The sequence below is a fragment of the Bacteroides sp. M10 genome (assembly GCF_014334015.1).
Classification (GTDB): domain Bacteria; phylum Bacteroidota; class Bacteroidia; order Bacteroidales; family Bacteroidaceae; genus Bacteroides; species Bacteroides intestinigallinarum.
In genome coordinates, this window is the sequence record NZ_CP060488.1 from 5,572,344 (window position 1) to 5,597,327 (window position 24,984).

16 protein-coding genes and 1 pseudogene are annotated in these 24,984 nt (G+C 43.3%); 5 read left to right on the plus strand and 12 right to left on the minus strand.

The annotated features are described in order from the left end of the window. Nucleotides 1–9 precede the first annotated feature (9 nt). A complete protein-coding gene (locus H8796_RS20610) occupies nucleotides 10–1,164 on the plus strand; it encodes a Rid family hydrolase (protein WP_004300129.1) in 1,155 nt (384 codons plus the stop codon). A 20-nt stretch (nucleotides 1,165–1,184) separates the two neighbouring features. Continuing rightward, the gene (ccsA, locus tag H8796_RS20615) at nucleotides 1,185–3,284 is read left to right on the plus strand and encodes a cytochrome c biogenesis protein CcsA (protein ID WP_117971666.1); all 2,100 of its coding nucleotides are present in this window, start codon (nucleotides 1,185–1,187) and stop codon (nucleotides 3,282–3,284) included. Nucleotides 3,285–3,601: 317 nt separating this feature from the next. On the opposite strand, the gene H8796_RS20620 is transcribed toward ccsA, so the two are convergent. From H8796_RS20620 to H8796_RS20635, 4 genes are all read right to left on the minus strand, one after another. Further along, complete coding sequence (locus H8796_RS20620) at nucleotides 3,602–4,210, minus strand: TetR/AcrR family transcriptional regulator (RefSeq protein ID WP_117971664.1); 609 nt, start codon at nucleotides 4,208–4,210, stop codon at nucleotides 3,602–3,604. A gap of 17 nt (nucleotides 4,211–4,227) precedes the next feature. Then, entirely contained in the window at nucleotides 4,228–5,964 is a 1,737-nt protein-coding gene (locus H8796_RS20625; protein ID WP_117971662.1) for an ABC transporter ATP-binding protein, read from the minus strand. After that, on the minus strand, nucleotides 5,957–7,729 hold the full coding sequence (locus H8796_RS20630) for an ABC transporter ATP-binding protein (RefSeq protein WP_117971660.1): 1,773 nt from the start codon (nucleotides 7,727–7,729) through the stop codon (nucleotides 5,957–5,959). Before H8796_RS20630 ends, H8796_RS20625 begins: the two co-directional genes overlap by 8 nt. Before the next feature lie 265 nt (nucleotides 7,730–7,994). Continuing rightward, nucleotides 7,995–10,301, minus strand: a complete 2,307-nt coding sequence (locus H8796_RS20635; protein ID WP_117971658.1) for a family 20 glycosylhydrolase — start codon at nucleotides 10,299–10,301, stop codon at nucleotides 7,995–7,997. 184 nt (nucleotides 10,302–10,485) lie between these two features. Between H8796_RS20635 and H8796_RS20640 the strand changes: the two genes are divergently transcribed. Continuing rightward, nucleotides 10,486–11,400, plus strand: coding sequence for a cation diffusion facilitator family transporter (locus H8796_RS20640; protein ID WP_004300135.1), 915 nt, complete (start codon nucleotides 10,486–10,488; stop codon nucleotides 11,398–11,400). Between the two features lie 335 nt (nucleotides 11,401–11,735). Here the strand turns inward: H8796_RS20640 and H8796_RS20645 are convergent, their stop codons facing one another. The 8 genes and pseudogenes from H8796_RS20645 to H8796_RS20680 all read right to left on the minus strand — a co-directional run bounded on the left by H8796_RS20645 (nucleotide 11,736) and on the right by H8796_RS20680 (nucleotide 22,066). Further along, nucleotides 11,736–14,075: a TonB-dependent receptor gene (locus H8796_RS20645; RefSeq protein WP_117971655.1), complete on the minus strand. Its 2,340-nt coding sequence runs from the start codon at nucleotides 14,073–14,075 to the stop codon at nucleotides 11,736–11,738. Nucleotides 14,076–14,188: 113 nt separating this feature from the next. After that, nucleotides 14,189–14,506 carry a hypothetical protein gene (locus tag H8796_RS20650; RefSeq protein ID WP_004317848.1) on the minus strand — a complete coding sequence of 106 codons (318 nt, stop codon included), beginning with the start codon at nucleotides 14,504–14,506 and terminating at the stop codon, nucleotides 14,189–14,191. 148 nt (nucleotides 14,507–14,654) lie between these two features. Next, nucleotides 14,655–16,976: a TonB-dependent receptor gene (locus H8796_RS20655; protein WP_117971652.1), complete on the minus strand. Its 2,322-nt coding sequence runs from the start codon at nucleotides 16,974–16,976 to the stop codon at nucleotides 14,655–14,657. A gap of 84 nt (nucleotides 16,977–17,060) precedes the next feature. Continuing rightward, a complete protein-coding gene (locus H8796_RS20660; protein ID WP_004317845.1) occupies nucleotides 17,061–17,441 on the minus strand; it encodes a hypothetical protein in 381 nt (126 codons plus the stop codon). 46 nt (nucleotides 17,442–17,487) lie between these two features. Further along, nucleotides 17,488–19,086, minus strand: coding sequence for an aspartate:alanine exchanger family transporter (locus H8796_RS20665; RefSeq protein ID WP_004300141.1), 1,599 nt, complete (start codon nucleotides 19,084–19,086; stop codon nucleotides 17,488–17,490). 47 nt (nucleotides 19,087–19,133) lie between these two features. Beyond that, nucleotides 19,134–20,036: pseudogene (locus tag H8796_RS20670) on the minus strand (cation diffusion facilitator family transporter). A gap of 274 nt (nucleotides 20,037–20,310) precedes the next feature. Beyond that, nucleotides 20,311–20,979, minus strand: coding sequence for a bifunctional 4-hydroxy-2-oxoglutarate aldolase/2-dehydro-3-deoxy-phosphogluconate aldolase (locus H8796_RS20675; protein ID WP_008999681.1), 669 nt, complete (start codon nucleotides 20,977–20,979; stop codon nucleotides 20,311–20,313). A 61-nt stretch (nucleotides 20,980–21,040) separates the two neighbouring features. Further along, entirely contained in the window at nucleotides 21,041–22,066 is a 1,026-nt protein-coding gene (locus H8796_RS20680) for a sugar kinase (protein ID WP_007752090.1), read from the minus strand. Nucleotides 22,067–22,319: 253 nt separating this feature from the next. Between H8796_RS20680 and H8796_RS20685 the strand changes: the two genes are divergently transcribed. Together H8796_RS20685 and H8796_RS20690 are read left to right on the plus strand one after the other, a co-directional pair. Further along, nucleotides 22,320–23,384, plus strand: coding sequence for a LacI family DNA-binding transcriptional regulator (locus H8796_RS20685; RefSeq protein ID WP_004308063.1), 1,065 nt, complete (start codon nucleotides 22,320–22,322; stop codon nucleotides 23,382–23,384). Nucleotides 23,385–23,414: 30 nt separating this feature from the next. Further along, nucleotides 23,415–24,905, plus strand: a complete 1,491-nt coding sequence (locus H8796_RS20690) for a UxaA family hydrolase (RefSeq protein WP_117935793.1) — start codon at nucleotides 23,415–23,417, stop codon at nucleotides 24,903–24,905. Nucleotides 24,906–24,984 lie beyond the last annotated feature (79 nt).

Genomic DNA, 24,984 nt, shown 5'->3' on the forward strand with positions numbered 1-24,984 from the left:
CCAACTGATATGAACAACAAAAAACAACAGAATATTCAGTCTGAAAAGACGCTAACAGAGATTTTTAAATATAATGCAGGAGGAGAAGCTTCAGAGTATCATATTATCATTCATTCTACTAAACCGGAAGATACATACGAAGAACAGCTGAATGCAGTATTAAACACCTACGATTATTTACTTACCCAAGAATTGAAAGGAGCAGTTGCCATCCTCAAACGTTATTTCCTTAGTGACGCTGCCAATCAGGCAGATACACTACTGGCATTGACAACCGAAGGTTCGGACTGCGCACTTTCCATTGTGGAACAGCCCCCGCTGGACGGAACAAAAATAGCCTTATGGGTTTACCTGTTGACAGATGTACAGACACAAGTCTTACATAACGGGCTTTTTGAGGTGAAACACAGTGCCTATCGCCACTTCTGGGGCGGTAGTGCATTCAATCGTGCCGCCAATTCGGAATACCAGACCCGTCTATTATTGAACGACTATGTGATGCAACTCATGGAACAAGGTTGTAAACTGGCAGACAATTGTATCCGTACATGGTTTTTCGTGCAAAATGTAGATGTGAATTATGCCGGAGTAGTGAAAGCACGTAATGAAGTTTTCGTCACCCAAAACCTGACAGAAAAAACACATTATATTTCCAGCACAGGCATCGACGGCCGGCATGCCGACCCGAAAGTACTGGTACAAATGGATACTTACGCCGTAGCAGGACTGCAACCGGAACAGATTCATTTCCTCTATGCTCCTACCCATCTGAACCCAACTTATGAATATGGAGTAAGCTTTGAACGTGGCACGTATGTAGATTATGGCGACCGCCGACAGGTATTTATTTCAGGAACGGCAAGTATCAACAACAAAGGCGAAGTGGTATATCCCGGCAACATCCGCAAACAGACAGAACGAATGTGGGAGAATGTGGAAACCCTGTTGAAAGAAGCGGACTGCACGTTTGAAGATTTGGGACAAATGATTGTATATCTGCGTGACATAGCCGACTATGCAGTTGTTAAAGCAATGTATGACAAACGTTTCCCACATACTCCTAAAGTATTTGTTCATGCTCCGGTATGCCGTCCCGGATGGTTGATTGAGATGGAATGTATGGGAGTGAAAGAATGTAAGAATAAGGAATACGCTCCATTTTAATATCATAAAAGATTATACAGTTGAAAAGGTTACTTATTATCTTATATATCTGTCTGGTGGGACTACTCGCTGTGACTACTTTCGTAGAACAAGCGTATGGGACAGATTTTGTAGAAAGAAATATATATCATACATGCTGGTTTTGTTGTTTGTGGGGAACAATTGCCACCATTGCACTTGTTGCTCTCATCCGACGCGCTTTATGGCGACGGTTCCCCATATTGTTGTTTCATGGCTCCCTCCTCGTTATCTTGGTGGGGGCCATGATTACGTTTATCGGAAGCAAAAAAGGATACGTACACTTGCTTCCGGGGGCAACGATAGACAGTTTCCTGGAATCGGAAAGCGGCAGAAAAGCTGATCTGCCATTCACAATACAACTAGATAGTTTCCGTATAGCATACTATCCCGGAACAGAAGCACCGGCAGACTACATCAGCTATATCACCTACTCTCTTCCCGGACAGAAAAATGTTCTATTACACGAACAGATTTCAATGAATCGTATATTTACATCACAAGGTTTCCGTTTCTATCAGTCATCTTTCGATGATGACGGAAAAGGGAGCTGGCTGACTGTCAATTATGATCCATGGGGAACAGGAGTGACTTATGCAGGATATATCCTGCTCGGTCTCTCCATGATTTGGCTACTATTTTCCCGCAGTAGTGATTTCCGACGCCTGCTAAACCACCCGCTACTTAAAAAAGGAGGTGTATTTATACTGTTTATTTTCTGCCTTGCAGGTAACATGCAAGCACAAAAAAAACTCCTTCCTGCATTGAAACGAACACAAGCGGACAGTTTAGCACAGGAACAGGTTATTTATCACGACCGGGTAGTACCTTTCAACACATTAGCCCGTGATTTCATTCAGAAACTGACAGGAGAAGCTTCATATAAAGGATTGACACCTGAACAAGTGATAGGTGGCTGGTTACTTTATCCGGAAGTGTGGAGAAATGAGCCATTGATATACATCAAAAATACAGAATTACAGCATTTATTAAACATACAAACACCTTATGCTCGATTAACTGATTTATTTGACGGTTCTGTTTACCGTCTCCGTGAACATTGGCAACGTGAACAAGGACAACAAAGCAAACTCGCCAAAGCAATCCAGGAAACAGATGAAAAAGTAGGCCTGATCCTGATGTTGGAAAAAGGAACATTCATCCATCCATTACCCACTGATGGCAGCGTGCAACCTCTCTCCGAACTGGAAGTGAAAGCAGAATTACTCTACAACCGGATTCCGTTCAGCAAGATTCTTTTTATGATAAATCTGTCATTGGGAGTGTTGTCTTTCCTGCTTCTACTTCATAACAGCCTGCAAAGAAATATCCTCTCGCCCAAAGCCAAAACGATTTCCCGCACAGCAGGAACTTTCTTTTCTGTTGCACTCTATCTTGCTTTCATATTCCATTTAGCAGGATATTGCCTGCGCTGGTACATCGGCGGTCGTATTCCACTTAGCAACGGTTACGAAACCATGCAGTTTATGGCTCTTTGTATTCTTTTGATAGCCTGTCTGCTCCATCGAAGATTTTCATTTATACTTCCATTCGGATTCCTCCTCTCCGGCTTTGCTTTGTTGGTTTCCTATCTGGGACAAATGAATCCCCAGATAACCCCATTAATGCCGGTGCTCGTCTCTCCATGGCTAAGTATTCATGTTTCATTGATTATGATGTCTTATGCCCTATTGGCATTCATCATGCTAAACGGAATACTGGCATTATGCCTCCGGAAAAAAGAATCGGAAAACAATGTCTCCGGAAACGACGCTATACAAGACAACCGGATAGAACAGTTGACGCTAGTCAGCCGCTTGCTGCTCTACCCTGCCACCTTCTTTTTAGGAGCAGGCATCTTTCTGGGAGCAGTTTGGGCAAACGTTTCCTGGGGACGATACTGGGCGTGGGACCCGAAAGAAGTATGGGCACTGATTACTTTTCTGGTATATGGAGTAGCCTTCCATTCACAAAGTCTGCGCATTTTCCGCAAGCCTCTATTCTTCCATATCTATATGATTCTTGCTTTCCTGACCGTCTTAATGACCTATTTCGGGGTAAATTATGTTCTTGGAGGGATGCATAGTTATGCAAACGCCTGAACCACCATATATAGCTAGTAATTGATAGAAGAATACCCATTTTAGGGGATTGCGGGAAAAGCGGAAAGCCCCTATCTTTGCAGTATCAGAATTAAATTAATTAGTCATAATTATATTACGTAGCCACATTAAAAATACATAGAAATCGGCCGAAGTGATTCACCCGCATTTCTTTTATTTGGTTGTTAAGTTGAAAAACCATATAATGTATTCATTTTGGAATATGAATAGATGACATATTCTAAAAGAGGCAAGGACGTCCGGCTTGTGAAAGCCGGACGTTTTTTTATATCAGTAAGAGAATAAAGTGAGAGAGCTCATGCATTCATGAGCTCTTTCCAACCAGCCGTTTCAAAAGCGATATACTCCGCTATAAACTTCTCCATCTCTTCTTTCTTCACAGGATGCAACACCAGCTCTTCGAGTAGGGCAAACAACCATACCGTATTCAGGTGAATAAAGAAGTTAGTTATTACTATATTGATATGCGGATATTTCTGCTTCATTCCTTGAAAAAAAACAGAAATCGTACGCGTCATCAAATCTGTATATTCAGAACGGAAGTTCTCCAAAACAGAACCTTGTGCCTGAAAAAGCAGCAACCGCAAACGGTCACGATGTTCAGAGACCAATCTGATATATTCCCGTACAGACATTTTCTGATAATCCGAATCCATAAAGACGTCTATCGTCATCTGATCTGCATCGTGATTATAAATCATAGCATACAGATCATTCAATACCGGTTTCAGAATCGTACGGAATATCTCATCCTTATTGGTGAAATAATGATAGATATTACTCACCGTCACCCCTGCCCTCGAAGCTATTTCACGCATAGAGGCATCCTTGTATCCCTTTTCCAGAAACACTTCTTCGGCTGCCTTCAAGATTCCCTCTTGTATATCTCCTTTCAAAAATTGCATAGTATCGTTGCTACTTATCAATTCATATTTGTAACCTGTCTGTTCACCATCCGGGCAAATATACCATTTTTCTTTTTCAATTCCTCCGGTGTTCCCATTTCAGCAACACTTCCATTCTCCAATACTACAATTTTGTCGGCATTGGCAACGGTGCGCATACGGTGCGCAATAATCAGCACCGTTTTGTTACGTACCAATTCAGATATACCTGCCTGTATCTTGGTTTCATTCTCAACATCAAGCGAAGCCGTAGCCTCATCCAACAGAACAATCGGAGCATCCTTCAACAAAGCGCGGGCAATGGAAATACGCTGACGCTCACCGCCGGATAATGTTTCTCCATTCTCACCAATAATCGTCTGGTATCCCTGCGGCATTTTAGTGACAAACTCATCACATTGTGCCAAGCGGGCAACTCTCCGGACTTCCTCATCCGTAGCATCCCGTTTGCCAATACGGATATTATCCATAATGGAAGCATTGAAAAGAACTACATCCTGAAAGACAACGGAATAGTTTTTCAACAAAGTTTCAGGATCAATCCGACTGATATCCTGCCCGCCGAGGGTAATCTTTCCCGACTGGATATCCCAGAAACGTGCCGCCAACCTGGCCGCCGTACTCTTGCCACTACCTGAAGGACCAACCAAAGCCGTTTTTTCACCTTGCCGGGCAATAAAAGACAAGTTATTCAGAATTTGTTTTCCCTGCTCATAAGCAAAGTCTACCTGTCTGAATTCGATATCATAACCTTGAGGAGTGAATTCGGTAGTCCCGTTTTGTACCGGCAATGCTTCCATCTCATTCATTCTATTGATACGCACATCCAAATAGAACAAAGCGGCAATATTATTCATCACCTCACTGACCGGAGCATACACACGCGACCCGATAACCATAAATATAAGATAGGTAAACAAATCAACCGTACCCGAAGCCAAGAGATTGGCACCAACGATAATAACGCTTGCCAGTCCGAGTTTCAATACACTCTGGGAACCGTTTACCAACATGCCGAGCACCAGTTCATTACGAGTCAATACCTTTTCATAGATATCAATGCTCGCATCCAGTTTTTCCAGATAGTCTCTCTCCTGATTGTAGGATTTTATCTCCTGAATGGTATCGAGTCCTTCCTGGATATGCTCGGTCACCATCCGCTTGTTCAGATAATTACTTTCATTGCTTTTCTGTATTTCCTTCTTCGAGAAAAGAAGGATTGCGGCAGCAAGCGGCACTACCCAGAACAAAGCAATCGTCAACTGCCAGTTATAAAATGCCATGCCGACGGTAATAAGCAGAATACTGATAATGGAAGCAAACAACTGGGGAACCGCATGCGAGAAAGTATGCTCGAGATCAGTGCAGTCATCCATAATCGTGGCAGTGAGGTCGGAAAGATTCTTTTCGCCAAAGAAAGCCAGAGGCAACTTGCGAAGTTTTTCCGCCAATGAGATACGCCGGTTTGCACTCTCATCATAAACGGTGGTATAGGTACTACGATATTGCAATACCGCAAATATATACATGACTATCATAAAGACAATACCGAGTATGCTATAATAGAGAATACCATGCGTCACCGAAGCCGAAGGCTGAAATACAGGACGAAGATATTCCTCAAGAAAAAGAAAAACAAATACCGCCGGCAACATCAATACAATATCGAGTAGTGTAGTGAAAAACACACCTTTACAGAAATCTTTCGCTCCTTTAGTTGAAAGGGCAAAACGTCTTTTTATTACTTCAATCATTAGAAACCTCCTTTCCTATTGTCCAGCGAACAGATTGCTGGTATTCATTCCACATATGATAATAGATGCCTTGTTTTCCAAGCAGGTTGGCATGTGTACCTTGTTCCGCAATCTTCCCCTTGTCAATGACGAGGATATTGTCGGCATCAGTGATGCTTGAAAGACGATGAGCAATCATCAATACGGTTTTTCCTTTTGTCAGTTCTTTCAAGGCTTGCTGGATGAGATGCTCATTTTCGGGGTCGGCAAAAGCAGTCGCCTCATCCAGTACAATGATGGGAGCATTTTTCAGGATTGCACGTGCCAGTACGATCCGTTGCTGTTCCCCGCCGGAGAGATATGTTCCCTCCGTACCAATCTTCGTATTCAGTCCGAGCGGAAGTTTATTGATAATTTCCCGGCATTGTGCCATATCTACTGCCCGTTCCACTTCCTCCATTGTCGCGTCGGGATTACCATATTTGATATTTTCGAGCAGAGAAGTCTTGAACAGCTTTGTATTCTGGAACACGAAAGAAATATATTTCATCAGTTCTTCGGGAGCGATTTCTCTTACATTGATGCCACCTATTAAAACTTTCCCTTCCGTTGCCTCCCAGAAACGGGGAACTAGACGGGCAATCGTTGTTTTCCCTCCGCCCGAAGCTCCGACAAGAGCTACTGTGTTTCCTTGCGGAATAGTGAAACTAACATCATCCACCGCCTTTTGATTAGCTCCCGGATAGCTGAAGGAAACTTTTTCGAACTGAATACTGAATTCCTTTACCGGTTGTGGATGCGCTACAACAGTCAGGTGCTCATAAGCAACCAGATTCTCAAGACGTCCGATAGCTTCACTCGCCTGCCCCAAAGCCTGATTGAGATACATACTCTTCATGATACTTTGGGAGAATACAGGAGTAATGAGAACAAACAGGAAGAAATTAAGTAATACCGATGCATAATTACCTGAATAACCAATCAGCAAAATAGCCAACGGAGCAAGGAAAAACACAAAACCATTGATTATTACGGTATAGAGCGACATCGGCTTCTCCCACATTCGTGTATAGCCGAATACCATTTTATTATAATTCATGATACAGCGGTGAAAGTTTTTGAAAGAGTAAATAGTCTGCTGGAAAACCTTCACTACGGGAATTCCTCTCACATACTCTACAGCTTCGGTATTCATTTCCTCCAGAGAGGTCATGTAGCTTTTCATAAACTGCCGTCCCTCCGCATTCATCATAAAACCCATAACCAGCATGGCAATAATTACAGGGACGATACATGCCAGACCGAGTATCCAATCGAACACAAAAATCAGTATGGCAGCTACCAACGGCACTAGAAAAGTAGCCGCAAGGTCGGGCAACTGATGTGCCAGAAAACTATGGGTAACCCCTGCATTGTCATCTATAATCTTGCGAATACGTCCGCTCGTATTAATGTCAAAGAAGCCGAGAGGCATACGCACTATCTGGCGCATGGCTTCTTTACGCAAATTCGATTCAACCCGAAAAGCTGCAAGATGCGAAGACATCAATGCGGCAAAATAAAGGACGATGCTCGCCACGGCCATGCCTGCCGCCCACCAGGCATACGTCACCACATTACCGGAAGAGGTTATCTCTCCGTGTTCAAGCAGTTCTCTCACAATCAGCCAAATAAGGATATAAGGCAACATGCCCGCCAGGGCACTTAGGGCAGACAGCAGCATTGCCGCAGGCAAAAGCACTTTCCGTTTACCCATGTAGTTCTGAAGTTTTTTCAATGTACTCATAACGTACGTTCAATCTATATTAAGTTCGACAATCATTTAACTTATCGCTTGTTTTCAAAAAAGAACAATATTCGAAATCGTTCAAAAAAAAGAGAGCTTATATTTCTATAAGCTCTCTTCATCCCATTCAATCCGGTGCATGTGCACCTTTGATATATGATTAATCTCGACTCGTCTCTCACTGATTCGCATAAGTTTTCAAATATTTTCTGCAAAGGTACAGCTCGCCGGCAAGACGGACAATACCTAAAAATAATGAAATTTGCTATTCATGTTTCAGCCATGCACTTGGCAATACTTCTTTTTCACCTTTTTCATTCACCAGTTCCATCTGCAATACGCCTCCGTTACAATCGAAGTAACGTACCTCTATCGGATGAAGCCCAGCTTTCAAAGCCTTCTGCACAATAATCTCTACCGGCGAATGTGCTCCATCATTATCTCCCAACAATTCACCGTCAAGCATTAATGTGCTACCGTCGTCCGAGAGAAGGGCAAATGTATAGATACCATCGGCAGGAACTTCCAGATAGCCGGTCAATACCAGACCGATATTTCCTTTCACCTCTTCGGGAATGGATGCCGATTCCACCACATACTCCCCTTTGACAGGAGCTGCATCAATATCCGCACAAAGATTACCACGGAAATCGTGCCATACTGCTTTCAAGCCGGGCTGCAAAGCAGCCGGAGCAGTCACCGCCTCCGCATAAGGAGCCTTTACATACTTGGTACGCACCACATCCGAAGGAGAACCATCCGGACGGAAAGTGCGGAAAGCGAAATCCGTAGTCTTCCCAACTTCCAAAGCACCGTTATAAAGAGCTGATTCTTTGGTAGGCATACTGCCGTCTGTCGTATACCGTATTTCAGTACCGGGTAACGGGCAGGTCAATTCCACAGTTGTTTCATCAATAAATGCATTCACTTTATAGAATCCCTGCAAATCAGGCACCCTATAATTTACCCTCATCACATCCATCCGCTTAAATTGCGGAACAAGCTGACGATAAAATTCTTCGAGACCCGGTTTAGCTGTCGGCTCCGCCCAAGCTATTTCACTCAACGCTATCATACGGGGAACAATCAAATATTCAATGCGCTTCATTGTCGGAATCCATTCAGCCCAGAGATTCGCCTGCACACCCCAGATATATTTCTTCTGTTCCGGCGATAACCGCTCGTCTGCACACGGATCATACGCAAGTATTTTCTTTACTGAATTCTGATCCTGCGCATAATCGAAATAGAAATATTCATTCGGACAAGCAATCACTTTCTGCTTTTGTGCAGTTGCCGTAGGCAATGCATCTTTCGCCCAACTTCTCCACCAGGTAATGGCAGCATCGGAAGATAATCCGTCGGATACCACTTCATCCCAGCCTATGAGTTTCTTTCCGTTGGCAAGGAAGAATTTCTCCATGTCACGTACAAACCATGCCTGAAGTTCTTCTACCGAACCCAGTTTCTCCGTACGAATCCGTTTCTGACAAAGAGGACATTTCTTCCAGTTGGCTTTTTCCACTTCATCACCACCCATGTGCACATATTCATAAGGGAAAAGTTCAAAAACTTCTTTGAACACATTCTGACAGAACTCCAGCGTTGTATCTTTGCCCGGACAGATAGGAGAAGAGAAAGTTTCCCCCCACCCGATTAATCCGTCGCACGCCAATTCCGGATATTGACCGATAGCTGCCAAGAAATGTCCCGGCATATCGATCTCGGGAATGACATCGATACCTCTTTGCGTAGCATAGGCTACTATTTCTTTTATATCATCATGAGTGTAATAACCTCCATACAGCGTATCTCCTTCCACAATGCGTATCTTATCTTCCGGAATCAGGAAATCGGTATTATCTTCTTCTTTCGCACGTGCCATACAGGTACGATCCTGCGTATTGAATTTACGCCAGGCCCCTTTTTCTGTAAGCAACGGGTATTTCTCGATCTCTATACGCCAACCCTGATCGTCGGACAGATGCCAGTGGAACTTATTAAGTTTATACAAAGACATCAGATCTAATACATGCTTCACTTCTTTTTTATTCCAGAAATGGCGGGAAGCATCCAACATAAATCCACGCCATTCAAACCGTGGCGCATCTTCTATTTGCACGACAGGGATAGAATAATTCTGTTTCTCTCCCTGCACTTCTATCGTTGCAGGAAGCAACTGGCGAATAGTAGTAATAGCAGAAATAATACCCGAATAGTCAGTTGCCTCTACCCGAATATACTCCGGCGTAGACTCAAGTTTATAAGAGCCGGGCTTTCCAACAGTATCCTTCAACTGAAAATACATATCTACCTGACTCTTATCGGTAGTGACTTCAACAGAAGACGATATGACATTCCGAAGAATCTCCTGCAGATACCCGACAGCCGGAAACAAGGACTGATCGGAAACCCCAATCTTCATTCCATCTTTTAAAACAAACGAGCCAGACTGCTCGGTCAGACTAACGGGGGTAGGTAAGATTGCAATCTCTTGCTTGACGGTAGGCGTGCAAGAAGAAAAAATACAAGCTGACACAATGAGAAAAGAGCTACTTAGTTTTTTGAACATGCGGTTAACTATTTAATAAATTAATTGTCCTGTTTTTAATTGACCATCTATATATAATACAACTAAAACGTATAAACTACTAAAAAGGCAGAAAAAGTTTTTTGCGACTTCATATCACAGACTCCTATTAATGTTTATCTTTGCTCCCCAATCCCATTACAAACAATTATAAAGAGTCACTTCAATGTCAAGAGAGAAAATACTAATCACAACCTCGTGGATCAGCACAATTGGCAATGCAATCTTGTCCGTATCCAAAATCATAATCGGTTTATTTGCCGGTAGTTTAGCCGTAGTCGGCGACGGTATCGACTCGGCAACCGACGTCGTTATCTCTATCGTTATGATTTTTACGGCACGCCTCATCAACCGCCCTCCTTCAAAGAAATATGTATTCGGATATGAGAAAGCGGAAGGGATCGCAACAAAGATTCTATCACTCGTGATATTTTATGCCGGTGTACAAATGTTGCTATCATCCACTAAAAACATCTTTTCAGATGAAGTGAAAGAGATACCATCGGCTATCGCCATCTATGTCACTATATTTTCTATTATCGGTAAACTCTTACTGGCTTCATACCAGTACAAACAGGGAAAGAAGATCAACAGCTCCATGCTCACGGCAAACGCTATCAATATGCGTAATGATGTTGTCATTTCAACCAGTGTTTTGTTAGGATTGATATTTACTTTTATCTTCAAATTGCCGATACTCGATTCGATAACAGGATTGATAATCAGTCTCTTTATCATCAAATCTTCCATCAGCATCTTCATTGATTCCAATGTGGAGCTAATGGACGGGGTGAAAGATGTCAATGTATATAATAAGATATTCGAGGCTGTAGAGAAAGTGCCCGGTGCCAGTAATCCGCATCGCGTCCGGTCACGAATGATAGGGAATCTCTATATGATTACCCTTGATATAGAAGTGAATCCACAAATCACGATCACGCAAGCCCATGAGATTGCCGATGCAGTGGAGAAGAGCATCATTAATTCGGTAGATAATGTATACGACATTCTGGTACATGTGGAACCTGCCGGTAAATGTCAGACAGGAGAAAAATTCGGGGTCGATAAAGATATGGTTTGATCCATCTCTACACAGAGTTTTTTTCACTTTCCTCTATCACCTATCACCGACACTTCCAAAAGCTCTTATTCATGGGGATTTCAGGGGTGGTGACAGGTTGTTTGCAACCTATCACCGCATCTATCACCTATCAACGCCCGATCAATCAATGATTAACAAGGAGAAAAGAACAGGTCTCTATACGACATATTAGTTTCAGCCGCTTGAAACTTTTAGTTTCAAGGCTTGGAACAAAGTGTTTCCCGGTGTGAAACAAATCGTTTCACCGTTTGAAACAAAGTGTTTCAACGCAGGAAACAAAAAGTACCGTGCCGGGAAACTATTTTTATGACCGATTAATAGCTGATCTTTACTCCGGCAAAGAAACTTCTCGGCAAAGAAGGACCGTAAATATAACCGGAATCCCGGTTAGCTCCTCTGTCAAAGTCCTTCTGATAAGACTCAAAAATATTCTGAACTCCGCCGTTTAATTGCAAATCAACCGTTTTGTATAACTTGAAGTCATAAGCCAGTTTCACTCCCAAATCAAAGAAACGAGGTGTTCTGATTGCTTCCGCTTTTCTTTCAGGCATTTCACCCAGTTCGGCATTCTCGGCGGTGATATCCATACGTTGCACCAACATCCTGCCGGTATAGGTTCCTGACAAAGCAATAGATAAAGGTTTGATGGGGGTACAAGTAGCAGTGAAATAACCGTATGTATCGGGAGTACGGAAAATCTTCTTTTCTGCCGGTGCATCGTCATGCCACTTATGCGGTTCATCGTACCGGCTACGTTGTAAAGTTAATCCCGCTTGTATTTGCAGGATAGAAAGATAAGCCACTTTACCTTCCAGTGTCAATCCCATCACTTTAGCACCGGGGCCATTGCTACGTGTTTTCACTAATATACCATCACCACGGTCGTAAGGTTCGCCCAATACAAAAACATCGGTCAGTCTTGTATAAAAACCCTCAATCAACAAATTCGTCTGGAATGCTCCGAAACGATGATACATATCTGCAGAAGCACTGAAACTTTGGGATTTCTCTTCTTTCAAATCCTTTGCACGCTCGATCATAGCCACCGTTCCGCCCACATTTTCAATATGCATATCCTCATCAAAAGCCTGCGGAGCACGAAATCCGGAAGAATAGCTTAAACGCAGGTTAATATTCTGGGTAGGATTAAAACGCAAGTTGGCACGGGGACTAAAGATCACATTATCCACCATATTATGCTTATCCAGACGACCACCAATCAGAATCCCCCAACGGTCGTTCTTCCATTCGTTCTGCAGAAAAGCACTGTAAATATTCACCGTCTGATCCGTGTGACGGTTATATCCCCACATGTTATCTTTTAGGCGGTCACGGTTATATTCAAGCCCTGCCGTGAGATCAGAAGGCATAAAAAAGCACTTGTCAAACGTATGTACGTATTGTGCACCACCCATAGCGGTTAAATCCGTTGTCTTTCCATAGGCTTTCAGAGGATCGTTACCCGGTCCGTAATAGCTGTCCCGGTCTGTATTGGCAGCCGATGCAAAGACACTTAGACGGTTCTTTTCATCCGGAGAGAAATAATCGAATTTCAAACTTCCACCATCAATAGAATGTTGCAACTGCTCCGCAATATGCGCTTCGTGAGGAGGACGGTTCAACATATCCCCTCCACGACGGAATTCCTGCATGTGGTGATATTCAAAGGTCAGTTTGGAATAAGTACTTGTTTTCAGATAAGAGCGGAAACCCACTGTCTGATTCTTCAATTTGGGCAGTTCGGTAAATCCGTCTCCGTCATAATCATATCCCGACCGATAACGGTTCTGACCAAAGATATACAATCCGGCACGATGATCGTCCGTCACCAATGAAGCATTCAGTGAGGTGTTGTTATCGAATGAGGAGCTTCCTCCTAAAGAAGTTATGGTGTGTGACAGCTGACCGGAATTGCGCAAAGGCTCTTTGGTGATTATATTAATGGTTCCTGCAATAGCCGAAGAGCCGAACAAGGCAGAGCCTCCCCCACGCATCACTTCTACACGTTCAATCATACTGGCAGGAATCTGTTCCAGTCCATACACTCCGGAAAGGGCACTGAATACGGGACGCGAATCTATCAGAATTTGCGTATATGGTCCGTCCAGACCATTGATACGGACTTGCTGGAAGCCACAATTCTGGCAATTTGTCTCCACACGCACTCCGGGCTGGAAGTTCAATCCTTGTGATAAAGTGGAAGAGTTAGTGGTTTCAAAGAGTTTCAGGTCGACGACATTCACCAAAGTAGGAGCCATACGACGTGTCGTTTCACTCCGATTGGCGGAAACTACTACTCCGTCGAGAGCAATCGCATCCTCTTCTATTTCAAAATCTTCTTCCAGTGTCTTTCCTTTTTTCAGAGTTACGTTGCGGGTCACTGTCTTGTAACCTACCGAACTAACTTCCAGTATAAAATTTCCTTCCGGCAAATTCTTCAAAAAATAATGTCCGGTAGCATCAGTCACGGTTCCTATGGTCGTTCCTTTCAGTGCAATGGTGATGTATGGAAGATGTTCTTTCGTTTTTTTATCCAGTACATGACCTATTATATTCGCATCGGATTTCTTCAGTTCAGGGTAGTCCGGACGTTCAGCCAATGCGTATGACAAGACACAGCACAGGCCGACCAGGACTAAAAGATATTTCTTCATTGTCGTTAGTCTTTTAATGTTTTAATTCGAAAAATAATAATAAAGGGAAAGGGAAGCAGCGATCGTTAATCGTTGATCCTAATACATAAATACTGTTCCCCCAAAAAGATAAACTAAGCGACAGGAGGTGCTCTAAGAGATATTACGCCCGGACAAGAACGGTGAAAATGCTCTATTTGCGGGCGGACAAACAGGATGCATAATAGAGATAAAGCAGCAACAGAGAATGTTGGTATCAAACCGCTGTCGGTCACCAACACATGACTCAAGAGATGAATTAGTTGGAATTCAACCGTTGTATGGCTATGTTCGCTGCCTTTTTTAAATGGATGTGAATGGACAATTGTAACCCCGTTGACCACATGGGAGTGAGTAAACAAAGTGATTCCTGCCATGTACGAGATAAACAGTACAGGCAGAAACCACTTCATTATATGTAGGTACAATTGTTTCATTCGGTCATCTTGCACATTTATTCTGTGCACCTAAGTCAAGGTTTAGTTTGTTTTTTGCAAAGATAAGGATTGTCTCCATGCAAAACAATCCCTATTTATGACGATTTTAAATCTTAATCGAATTTTAATAACTTATCTTCACTCCGGCAAAGAAACTTCTCGGCAATGACGGACCATAGATATAACCGGAGTCACGGTCAGCCCCTTTGTCGAAGTCGTTCTGGTAGGCATTGAAAATATTCTGTACGCCGGCATTCACCTGCAAGTTCATCGACTTGTAAAGTTTGAAATCATAGGCAGCCTTCAAACCGATATCGAAGAAGTCCTTCGTATTCACCGTTATCGGTTTTTCAAGGAATCCCGGAACTGGTTCGTGGGGAACCAGCATCGAACCGGTATATGTACCGGAAAGAGCGATAGATAATGGTTTTATCGGGGTATAGGTTGCTGTAAAATAACCGTAAGTATTCGGTGTACGCATCATTTTCTTTACAGCCGGAGCTACTTTGTTCCATACGTGCGGTTCGCTGTAATGGCTCTGCTGCAAAGTGATTCCTGCCTGAAGCTGGAATTTAGTCAGGTATGCCATCTTTCCTTCCAAAGTCAGTCCCATCACACGGGCTCCCGGTGCATTGTAACGTGTACGTGTTAGGATTCCATCCACTATCTCTCCGTCGGTAAGGGCAAATACATCTGATAATTTTGTATAAAATCCTTCTACCAAGAAGTTAACCTGAAACGCACCAAAACGATGATAAATATCTGCCGAGGCACTCAAGCTCTGTGATCTTTCTTCTTTCAGATTATCGGCCAGTTCAACCATCGCCACATTACCGCCCACATTCTCCACATGCAAATCTTCGTCAAAAGCCTGCGGAGCACGGAAACCGGATGAGTAACTGAAACGAAGATTGATGTTTTCTGTCGGGTTATACCGCAGATTGGCACGCGGACTGAATATCACATGGTCAATCAGGTTATGTTTATCCAAACGACCGCCAATCAGAAATCCCCAATGCTCATTCTTCCATTCATTCTGAAAGAAAGCACTACCGATATTCACTTTCTGGTCTACTGTACGGTGGTATCCCCACATATTGTCTTCCAGTTTATCCTGATTGAATTCTATTCCGGCAGTCAGGTCAGCAGGCATGAAGATACATTTTCCGAAACTATAGACATATTGCGATCCTGCCATCCAGTTTAAGTCGGTGGTGTTTCCGTAGGCATTCGGATCTTGGCCGCCACCATAATAGCTGTCACGATTGATATGCTGCGCTGATGCAAACACATTGAAACGATGTTTCTCGTTAGGTGAGAAATAGTCAAATTTCAGTCCTCCACCATTGATCGAGTGTTCGGTCTGTTCCGCCACATTCGCTTCGTGAGGCGGACGGTTCAACAAGTCTCCTCCCCTACGGAATTCTTCCATGTGGTGATATTCAAAAGTTAGTTTCGAATATGTCGTTGTTTTCAGGAATGAACGGAAACCGATGGTCTGGCCGTGTATCTTGGGGATTTCAGAATATCCGTCACCATCATGGTCATACGCGGAACGATGGCGATTCTGACCGAAGATATACAAACCGGCACGCTGGTCGTCCGTCACAAGTGATGCATTCAGCGCCGTACTGTTATCAAAAGCATCGCCATCACCAATACCTGTAATGGTATGCGATAACATACCGGAATTGCGCATCGGTTCTTTGGTAATGATATTGATTGTTCCGGCAATAGCAGACGAGCCGAACAAAGCAGATCCGCCTCCACGCATCACTTCCACACGTTCTATCATGCTGGCAGGAATCTGCTCGATGCCATACACACCGGAAAGTGCACTAAAAATAGGACGGGAATCGAGCAGGATTTGCGTATAAGGGCCATCCAGTCCATTGATACGCACTTGCTGGAAGCCGCAATTCTGACAATTAGACTCTACACGGACACCCGGCTGAAAGCTCAATCCTTGTGCCAAAGTCGTAGAATTGGTATTCTCAAAGATTTTCAGATCCACCACATTCACCAGTGTCGGAGCCAGGCGACGGGTAGTCTCGTTACGATTGGCAGATACTACTACGCCATCCAAGGCAACTGCATCTTCTTCTATCTCGAAATCTTCTTCCAATGTGCGCCCTTTCTTCAGCGTCACATTCCGTCTGACGGTTTTATACCCCACCGAACTAACTTCGAGCACAAAATTGCCTTCAGGAAGATTCTTCAAGAAATAATGCCCGGTAGCATCGGTTACCGTTCCGATGGTAGTACCTTTCAAGGCGACTGTTATATAGGGCAAGTGTTCTTTGGTGTTTTTATCAAGAATATGGCCAACGATATTGGCATCTGACTTACGTAATTCAGGATGATTAGGATATTCATGAGCTTGTCCTTCAAGGGCAGGCAACAATGCGCAGCACAAGCAGACAAGCGAAAAGATGTATTTCTTCATTTTTCGTTTGTTATTCGTTTTCGATAAGTATTCACATGGATAGACAGATAATGCCCTACCTCATGCAAGGTACGGTATCATCATTCAAAGAATGGAGAAACGAATAGCCGGAGGTGCTCTAAGTCCCACTACCCCATGATACGGACAGTGATAGTGAGCATACGGTGAACGGCCGAGCAACAAATACAATAAGAAAGGAATAAAAAGGGAAAGAGCAAAAACTACGGCTGCACCGTCTGCCGTTAAATGAGACAGAAAATGAATCAGTAGCAGTTCGACTGTAGAGTGTTTATGTGCCGCCCCTTTCTTAAACGGGTGTGAATGGACGATTGTCACGCCATTGACCACATGCACGTGGGCAAAGAATGTGAAGCTTACCAGATACGACACAAACAGTATCGGTAAGAAGTAGCGTGTAATATTCAATAACAATCGTTTCACCTCATTTTTTCTTTGAGGCGGCAAAGATACGAACTATTTATTTAACAATCAATGATTATACAAAATTCTGTTAATATACTGCCGAAGCTATGATTTGAATAAACAGAATCAGAAATACCATGGCAATCGGATAAACAGTTGCGTAAGCTACGCTCGGTATGTTACTGTCCACCATTGAATCGGCAGCAGCAAGTCCCGGAGTACTCGTCATACCTCCCGTTATCGTTCCCAGCAAATCGAGCAGACTGATTTTAAATACCAGACGTCCGACAATAGCTGCTACAAGCATCGGTATCAATGTGATGGCAGCTCCTACTCCGAACATCAGCAATCCGCTTTCCTGGAAAGTGGCTACCAGATTCTTACCGGCAGAAGTTCCCACTTCGGCAAGAAAAAGAAGCAGACCTAACTGGCGCAACAACTGATTGGCAGGTCCGGACATAGACCAGATGATGGGGCCTGTCTTACCAATCGCACTCAACACAAGGGCTACCATCAATACTCCGCCGGTCAGTCCCGGAGAGAATGACAGACTATCAGAGAAAGATATATTTATTTTGCCGAACAGCACTCCCAGTACAATACCCATCGCAATGGGGAAGAAATCCGTATCAGACAGTTTCTTCGCATTGTTACCCAGCAGGCGGGCTACTCCTTTAAGTCCTTCTTTCTCACCGACAACCATCAATTTATCACCAAACTTCAAAGCGAGATCTGGAGATGGAGACAAATCAATACCGCTTCGACGGACACGAGTCACTGTACAACCAAAATTTTTCTGTAAGTTCAAATCACCCAGTTGTTTATTTATCATGTCCTTTTTGGTCAACAGTAAAGATTCTATTTCCTGCGTTTTATCCAAAGGCAGTTCGCCTTCTTCTCTCTTACCGATTAACACAGCAAGCTGATTTAATGATTCTTCGCTACCTACGGCTTGTATGTAGTCTCCTTCACGCAGCACTGTATGGGCTGTAGGAATAGATATTTCATCATTGTGCTTCAGACGGGAAATAACAGCGCCCGTCATACCGCGTGCATTAATTTGCATCAGGTTACGGTTGAACACATGCGAATTGGTGACACGGTAGATACAAGTAGTCAGTTCTGGAAATTGTCCGCGACGTTCTATCTCCAGGCGACGGGCTTCTTTATCCAAATCTACCCGCATAATTTTAGGTAACAGTTTGACAAACAGAATCACGCCGATTACTCCAAACGGATATGCGATACCGTAAGCAATGGATGCCAAAGGAGAATTGGTACTGTCAATAGCAACCGCCAGACCCGGTGTACTGGTCAACGCACCGGCAATCAGACCGACAATACTCGGTGTATCAATATCAAATGCGTACTTCAACCCGACTGCGGTCAGGCAGGCGGAACAAATTATAAGCATAGTAATGAGAATAAGCGTCTTTCCTTTACTGCGGAAAGAATCGAAGAATCCGGGCCCTGCCTGAATACCGATGGTAAAAATGAAGAGCACCAAACCGAAGTTTCCTAATTCTTTAGGAATGATAACACCAAAATGCCCGAAAAGAAGGGCAATGAAAATAACTGCCGACACATCAAGAGATAATCCTCTGATTTTTATTCTTCCCAGCATAAACCCTAATGCGACAATCAGGAAAAGGGAAAAATAAGAGGAATGCAATAAGTCAGTAAACATAAAAATAAAGGTTAGTTAGTTTAAGGGCGCGAAGGTACGGATTTTATTTAATCCTCACAACATTCGTTGCTGCAAGTAGCTCTTTCGTCTTCAAACTCCAAAGTGGCATGATGAATGCCTGCCTCTTCGAGTGCTTCCTTTATATGATGTTTCACTTCCTCCAACTGTGTGATATTATCAATGACAACGTGGGCAGTCAGAGCGGTTTCCGTTGTGCTTAACGCCCAAATATGCAAGTGATGGCAATTCTCCACACCGGGTTATTCCACGATAAGTTGCTGTATCTTTTGAGCGTCTATCCCCACTGGTACTCCATCCAAAGACAACCGGAGACTGTCATGAAGCAATCCCCAGGTAGAGACAATAATAATAACAGCAATGCCAAGTCCGATAATCGGGTCAATGATGCTCCATCCTGTATACGTAATAATAATACCGGAAGCAACTACACCGACAGATACCAGTGTATCTGCTGCCATGTGCAAGTAGGCCCCCTTCACATTCAGATCCTTATCTTTATCTTTCATGAAAAGCCATGCAGTAAGCGCATTGATGACCACTCCCACCCCAGCTGTCCATGCGATAGCGGAACCATCAACCGAAACCGGATGAAATAATTTGTCTATGCTCTCGGCAATAATAATGCCAACAGCAACCAACAGTATAACTGCATTTAATAAAGAAACAAGTATCGTGCTCTTCTTATATCCATACGTGTAACGACTATTAGGGTGAACTTTCTCCAACCGGAAGGCCAACATGGCAAGTACCAGACTGGCTACATCACCCAAATTATGCCCGGCATCGGAAAGTAACCCCAAAGAATTATAATAAAATCCTACTCCGAATTCTACTATGACAAAAGTTATATTCAGAGCGATGCCTATGATAAAAGCTTTATTGAGCGATGTCAACCGATGACTATGTTCGTGGTGATGATGAGGTTCCATATTATATATTGTTATTATATCCAATATACAAAAAAACATCTTACCCGAAGATTAGTTCATCCCTTTCCACTTTTGGCAGTATTAACGGTTTCTCAAAAAAAACAAGCCACCGAAATGAGTCACTCATTCCGATGGCCTATCCCCTTTAAACACCTTTAAACAAAATGAAAATATGCCTCATATACTAACTAAACTAACTAACCCTCGAGGCATATTTTAAAGAGGCTGTCGCATCAACCTCTTTTTATTATAGATAAGCTTTCGCTCTCTAATCTTATTTACGAGCTTCGGCAATATAACCGAGAGCTTCTTTACATTTGGCAGTTACATAAGCCCAGTCTTCTGCTGCCACCTTATCATTCGGGAACAGTTTAGAGCCCATACCTACACAGAATACACCGGCTTTGATCCATGCAGTCAGGTTTTCCTTAGTAGGTTCTACCCCACCTGTTACCATCAGCTTAGACCATGGCATCGGAGCCATCAAGCCTTTTACAAAGTTAGTTCCATAAACATCACCCGGGAATACTTTGCAAAGATCGCAACCTACTTCCTGTGCAAAACCAACTTCCGATACAGAACCGCATCCCGGAGTGTAAGCAACCGAACGACGATTACATACCTTAGCTATTTCAGGGTTGAACAACGGACCTACTACGAAGTTAGCACCCAGTTGCAAGTACATAGCAGCAGTAGCCGGATCAACGATAGAACCGATACCAATTGCCATTTCAGGACATTCTTTTGCTGCGAACTTAACGATTTCAGCAAATACTTCCTGTGCAAAGTCACCACGGTTTGTGAATTCGAAAGCACGAACACCACCGTCATAACAAGCCTTTACTACTTTCTTTGCAACTTCTGCATCTTTGTGATAGAATACAGGAACCATTCCTGTAGAGCCGATCTTATTTAATACGGCTATTTTATCGAATTTTGCCATCTTATTATTTACTATTTTAAAATGAATTGACTTTATAAACTTTCAACTCTCTATTACCTATTTATCTCTGTACGCGACCGCTTGCGTCACCACCAGCCAATGCTTCTACTTCTTCTACAGAAACAAGGTTGAAGTCACCATTGATAGTATGTTTCAAAGCAGATGCAGCAACTGCAAATTCAAGGGCAGCACCCTGATTAGGTTTAGTCATCAAACCATGGATAATACCACCGGAGAAAGAGTCACCACCACCTACACGGTCGATGATCGGATCGATATCATAACGTTTTGAAGTATAGAATTCTTCACCGTTGTAGATCATAGCTTTCCAGCCGTTGTGAGTAGCAGAGAAAGATTCGCGCAAAGTAGAAACTACATATTTGAATCCGAATTCTTTCATCATTTGCTGGAAGATACCTTTGTAACCTTCAGCATCTGTGTGACCAGCTTCAACGTCAGCATCCGGTTTGAAGCCCAGACAAAGTTCTGCATCTTCTTCGTTACCGATACATACGTCTACAAACTGCATCAACGGTTTCATAATAGACTGTGCTTTTTCTTTAGTCCACAGTTTCTTACGGAAATTCAAGTCAACAGAAACAGTTACACCGTGACGTTTTGCAGCTTCACAAGCCAGACGAGTCAACTCGGCAGCCTTGTCAGAAATAGCCGGAGTGATACCAGACCAGTGGAACCAGTCAGCACCTTCCATGATTGCATCAAAGTCGAAATCAGCAGCGTCAGCTTCAGCAATAGCAGAGTGAGCACGGTCATAAATAACCTTGCTAGGACGCATAGAAGCACCTGTTTCCAAGTAGTAGATACCTACACGGTCGCCACCACGAGCAATAAAGTCTGTCTTTACGCCATATTTACGCAATGCGTTAACAGCAGACTGTCCAATTTCGTGTTTCGGTAATTTGGTTACGAAATAAGCGTCATGTCCGTAGTTGGCACAGCTTACTGCAACGTTAGCTTCACCACCACCATATACTACATCAAAAGAATCAGATTGAACAAAACGAGTATTACCCGGAGTTGATAATCTAAGCATGATTTCGCCTAATGTAACGACTTTCTTTCCCATAATCTTATGTTTTAAATTCTAAGTTATTAATATTATGAACTTTCAATTTATCATTTCAGCCCTATTTTAGGGGTTAACACATTGATTATATGACCATTAATCTACAAAATGACTAACACTACATACCTTTCGTGTGCGGGCACAAAGATACAACAATTTTCGTAATTACAAAAATTGTTATATATTTGTATCGAAAATATTAAGATTATTATTGTGTGCGAGCACAAAAACCGATATAAATAAAGGTTATCGTATGAATAAATTGCCCGAAAGGATCAGAATCAAAGACATCGCCCGTCTAGCAGATGTATCAGTGGGAACAGTAGACCGCGTTATTCACGGACGTAGCGGAGTATCGGAGGCCAGTAAGAAACGCGTAGAAGAAATTCTGAAGCAGCTTGACTACCAGCCCAATATGTACGCCAGCGCTCTGGCTTCCAACAAGAAGTATACGTTTATCTGCCTTTTGCCGGAGCATCTGGAAGGCGAATACTGGACGGCTGTAGAAATCGGTATTCATGAAGCTATCGCGACCTATTCGGATTTCAATACTTCGGTGAAAATCAACTATTACGATCCATACGATTATCATTCATTCGTCAACGCCAGCGAAGCCATCCTGGCCCTGCAGCCAGACGGAGTGATGGTAGCTCCTACCGCTCCGCAATATACGAAAGGATTCACCGATCAGTTGCAGGCACTGGATATACCTTATATATATATAGACTCCAATATTAAAGAGGTTCCTCCCCTCGCCTTCTTTGGTCAGAACTCACGTCAAAGCGGATATTTCGCTGCTCGAATGATGATGTTACTGGCACGGGAGGAAAAGGAAATTGTGATTTTCCGCAAAATACATGAAGGAATTGTAGGATCTAATCAGCAGGAGAACAGAGAAATCGGTTTTAGGCAGTACATGAAAGAACATCATCCGTCTTGTACTATACTGGAACTTGACTTGCATGCCGAACGCAACGACGAAGATAACGAGATGCTGGACGAATTCTTCCGCACTTATCCGATGGTTAAGAACGGAATCACTTTCAACTCTAAAGCCTACATCGTTGGCGAGTACCTGCAAAGCCGTGGAAAGAAAGACTTCAATCTGATAGGCTATGACCTTCTGGAACGGAATGTCACCTGCCTGAAAGAAGGAAGTATCTCCTTCCTCATCGCCCAGCAGCCGGAACTGCAAGGAGCCAATGGCATCAAAGCTCTATGCGATCATCTTATTTTCAAGAAAGAAGTGACTCGTATCAACTATATGCCCATTGATCTGTTAACAGTAGAGACAATAGACTATTACCATAGCAAATAACAACAAAGTACAACTTTACAAGTACATTACATGGAAACAAAGTATTTAAGAATTAATCCTGCCGACAACGTTGCCGTTGCCATTGTTAACCTCCCGGCAGGAGAGCATCTTTCTATAGATGGCATTGAGATTACATTGAACGAGGATATTCCTGCCGGACATAAATTCGCACTAAAGAATTTTGCGGAAGGTGAAAATGTAATCAAGTACGGTTACCCGATCGGACATGCACGAATGGCAAAGAAACAGGGTGACTGGATGAACGAAACAAACATCAAAACCAACCTTGCCGGATTGTTGGACTACACGTACAACCCGATTCAGGTTTCTTTAGATATTCCTCATAAAGATCTTACTTTCAAAGGTTACCGTCGCAAAAACGGTGATGTAGGTGTAAGAAACGAGATATGGATTATCCCGACTGTAGGTTGCGTAAACGGTATCATCGGACAACTGGCCGAGGGACTGCGTCGCGAAACCGAAGGTAAGGGAGTGGACGCCATCGTCGCTTTCCCACACAACTACGGTTGCTCGCAACTTGGTGACGACCACGAGAATACGAAAAAGATTCTTCGTGACATGGTGCTCCATCCCAATGCAGGTGCTGTATTGGTAGTAGGCTTGGGATGTGAGAATAACCAACCGGATATATTCCGTGAATTCCTGGGCGAGTTCGATGAAGACCGCGTCAAATTTATGGTTACCCAAAAGGTAGGTGACGAATATGAAGAAGGAATGGAAATCCTGCGTGATTTATATGCAAAAGCCTCTAAAGACGAACGTACCGATGTACCTTTGTCCGAACTTCGTGTGGGATTAAAATGCGGTGGTTCTGACGGTTTCTCCGGCATTACGGCCAACCCATTGTTGGGTATGTTCTCCGATTTCCTGATTGCACAGGGAGGTACAAGCGTATTGACTGAAGTTCCGGAAATGTTCGGTGCAGAAACGATCCTGATGAACCGTTGTAAAAACGAAGAGCTGTTTGAACAGACTGTCCATCTGATTAATGACTTCAAAGAATACTTCCTGTCACATGGAGAGCCTGTAGGTGAAAATCCTTCTCCGGGCAACAAAGCCGGTGGTATCTCTACTCTGGAAGAAAAAGCACTGGGATGTACCCAGAAATGTGGAAAGAGTTATGTATCCGGCGTAATGCCTTACGGCGAACGTTTACAGAAAAAAGGACTCAACCTGCTTTCTGCTCCGGGCAATGACCTGGTTGCAGCCACTACTCTTGCAGCAAGTGGATGCCACATGGTACTTTTCACCACCGGACGCGGTACTCCTTTCGGCACTTTTGTTCCGACCATGAAGATTTCCACCAATTCAACCCTGGCTAAAAACAAACCGGGATGGATTGACTTCAACGCCGGTGTGATCGTAGAAAACGAACCGATGGAAAAGACTTGTGAACGCTTCATTGATTATATCATCAAAGTGGCAAGCGGTGAATTCGTAAACAACGAAAAGAAAGGCTATCGCGAAATTGCTATCTTTAAAACAGGGGTAACCTTGTAAACAGGTCGCTATCTGATACAACAAATATATCGAAGATAAAAGATACATTGTTAAAACAATAGAGTTGCTATCCCGTTCA

Excerpts from the sequence above, each read along its gene's own strand:
- H8796_RS20620 (WP_117971664.1), bottom strand. The coding sequence starts at position 4,210 with ATGCAATTTTTGAAAGGAGATATACAAGAGGGAATCTTGAAGGCAGCC.
- H8796_RS20640 (WP_004300135.1), top strand. The coding sequence starts at position 10,486 with ATGTCAAGAGAGAAAATACTAATCACAACCTCGTGGATCAGCACAATT.
- H8796_RS20690 (WP_117935793.1), top strand. The coding sequence starts at position 23,415 with ATGGAAACAAAGTATTTAAGAATTAATCCTGCCGACAACGTTGCCGTT.
- H8796_RS20655 (WP_117971652.1), bottom strand. The coding sequence starts at position 16,976 with ATGAAGAAATACATCTTTTCGCTTGTCTGCTTGTGCTGCGCATTGTTG.
- H8796_RS20610 (WP_004300129.1), top strand. The coding sequence starts at position 10 with ATGAACAACAAAAAACAACAGAATATTCAGTCTGAAAAGACGCTAACA.
- H8796_RS20650 (WP_004317848.1), bottom strand. The coding sequence starts at position 14,506 with ATGAAGTGGTTTCTGCCTGTACTGTTTATCTCGTACATGGCAGGAATC.
- H8796_RS20645 (WP_117971655.1), bottom strand. The coding sequence starts at position 14,075 with ATGAAGAAATATCTTTTAGTCCTGGTCGGCCTGTGCTGTGTCTTGTCA.
- H8796_RS20685 (WP_004308063.1), top strand. The coding sequence starts at position 22,320 with ATGAATAAATTGCCCGAAAGGATCAGAATCAAAGACATCGCCCGTCTA.
- H8796_RS20665 (WP_004300141.1), bottom strand. The coding sequence starts at position 19,086 with ATGTTTACTGACTTATTGCATTCCTCTTATTTTTCCCTTTTCCTGATT.
- H8796_RS20680 (WP_007752090.1), bottom strand. The coding sequence starts at position 22,066 with ATGGGAAAGAAAGTCGTTACATTAGGCGAAATCATGCTTAGATTATCA.
- H8796_RS20625 (WP_117971662.1), bottom strand. The coding sequence starts at position 5,964 with ATGATTGAAGTAATAAAAAGACGTTTTGCCCTTTCAACTAAAGGAGCG.
- H8796_RS20635 (WP_117971658.1), bottom strand. The coding sequence starts at position 10,301 with ATGTTCAAAAAACTAAGTAGCTCTTTTCTCATTGTGTCAGCTTGTATT.
- H8796_RS20675 (WP_008999681.1), bottom strand. The coding sequence starts at position 20,979 with ATGGCAAAATTCGATAAAATAGCCGTATTAAATAAGATCGGCTCTACA.
- H8796_RS20630 (WP_117971660.1), bottom strand. The coding sequence starts at position 7,729 with ATGAGTACATTGAAAAAACTTCAGAACTACATGGGTAAACGGAAAGTG.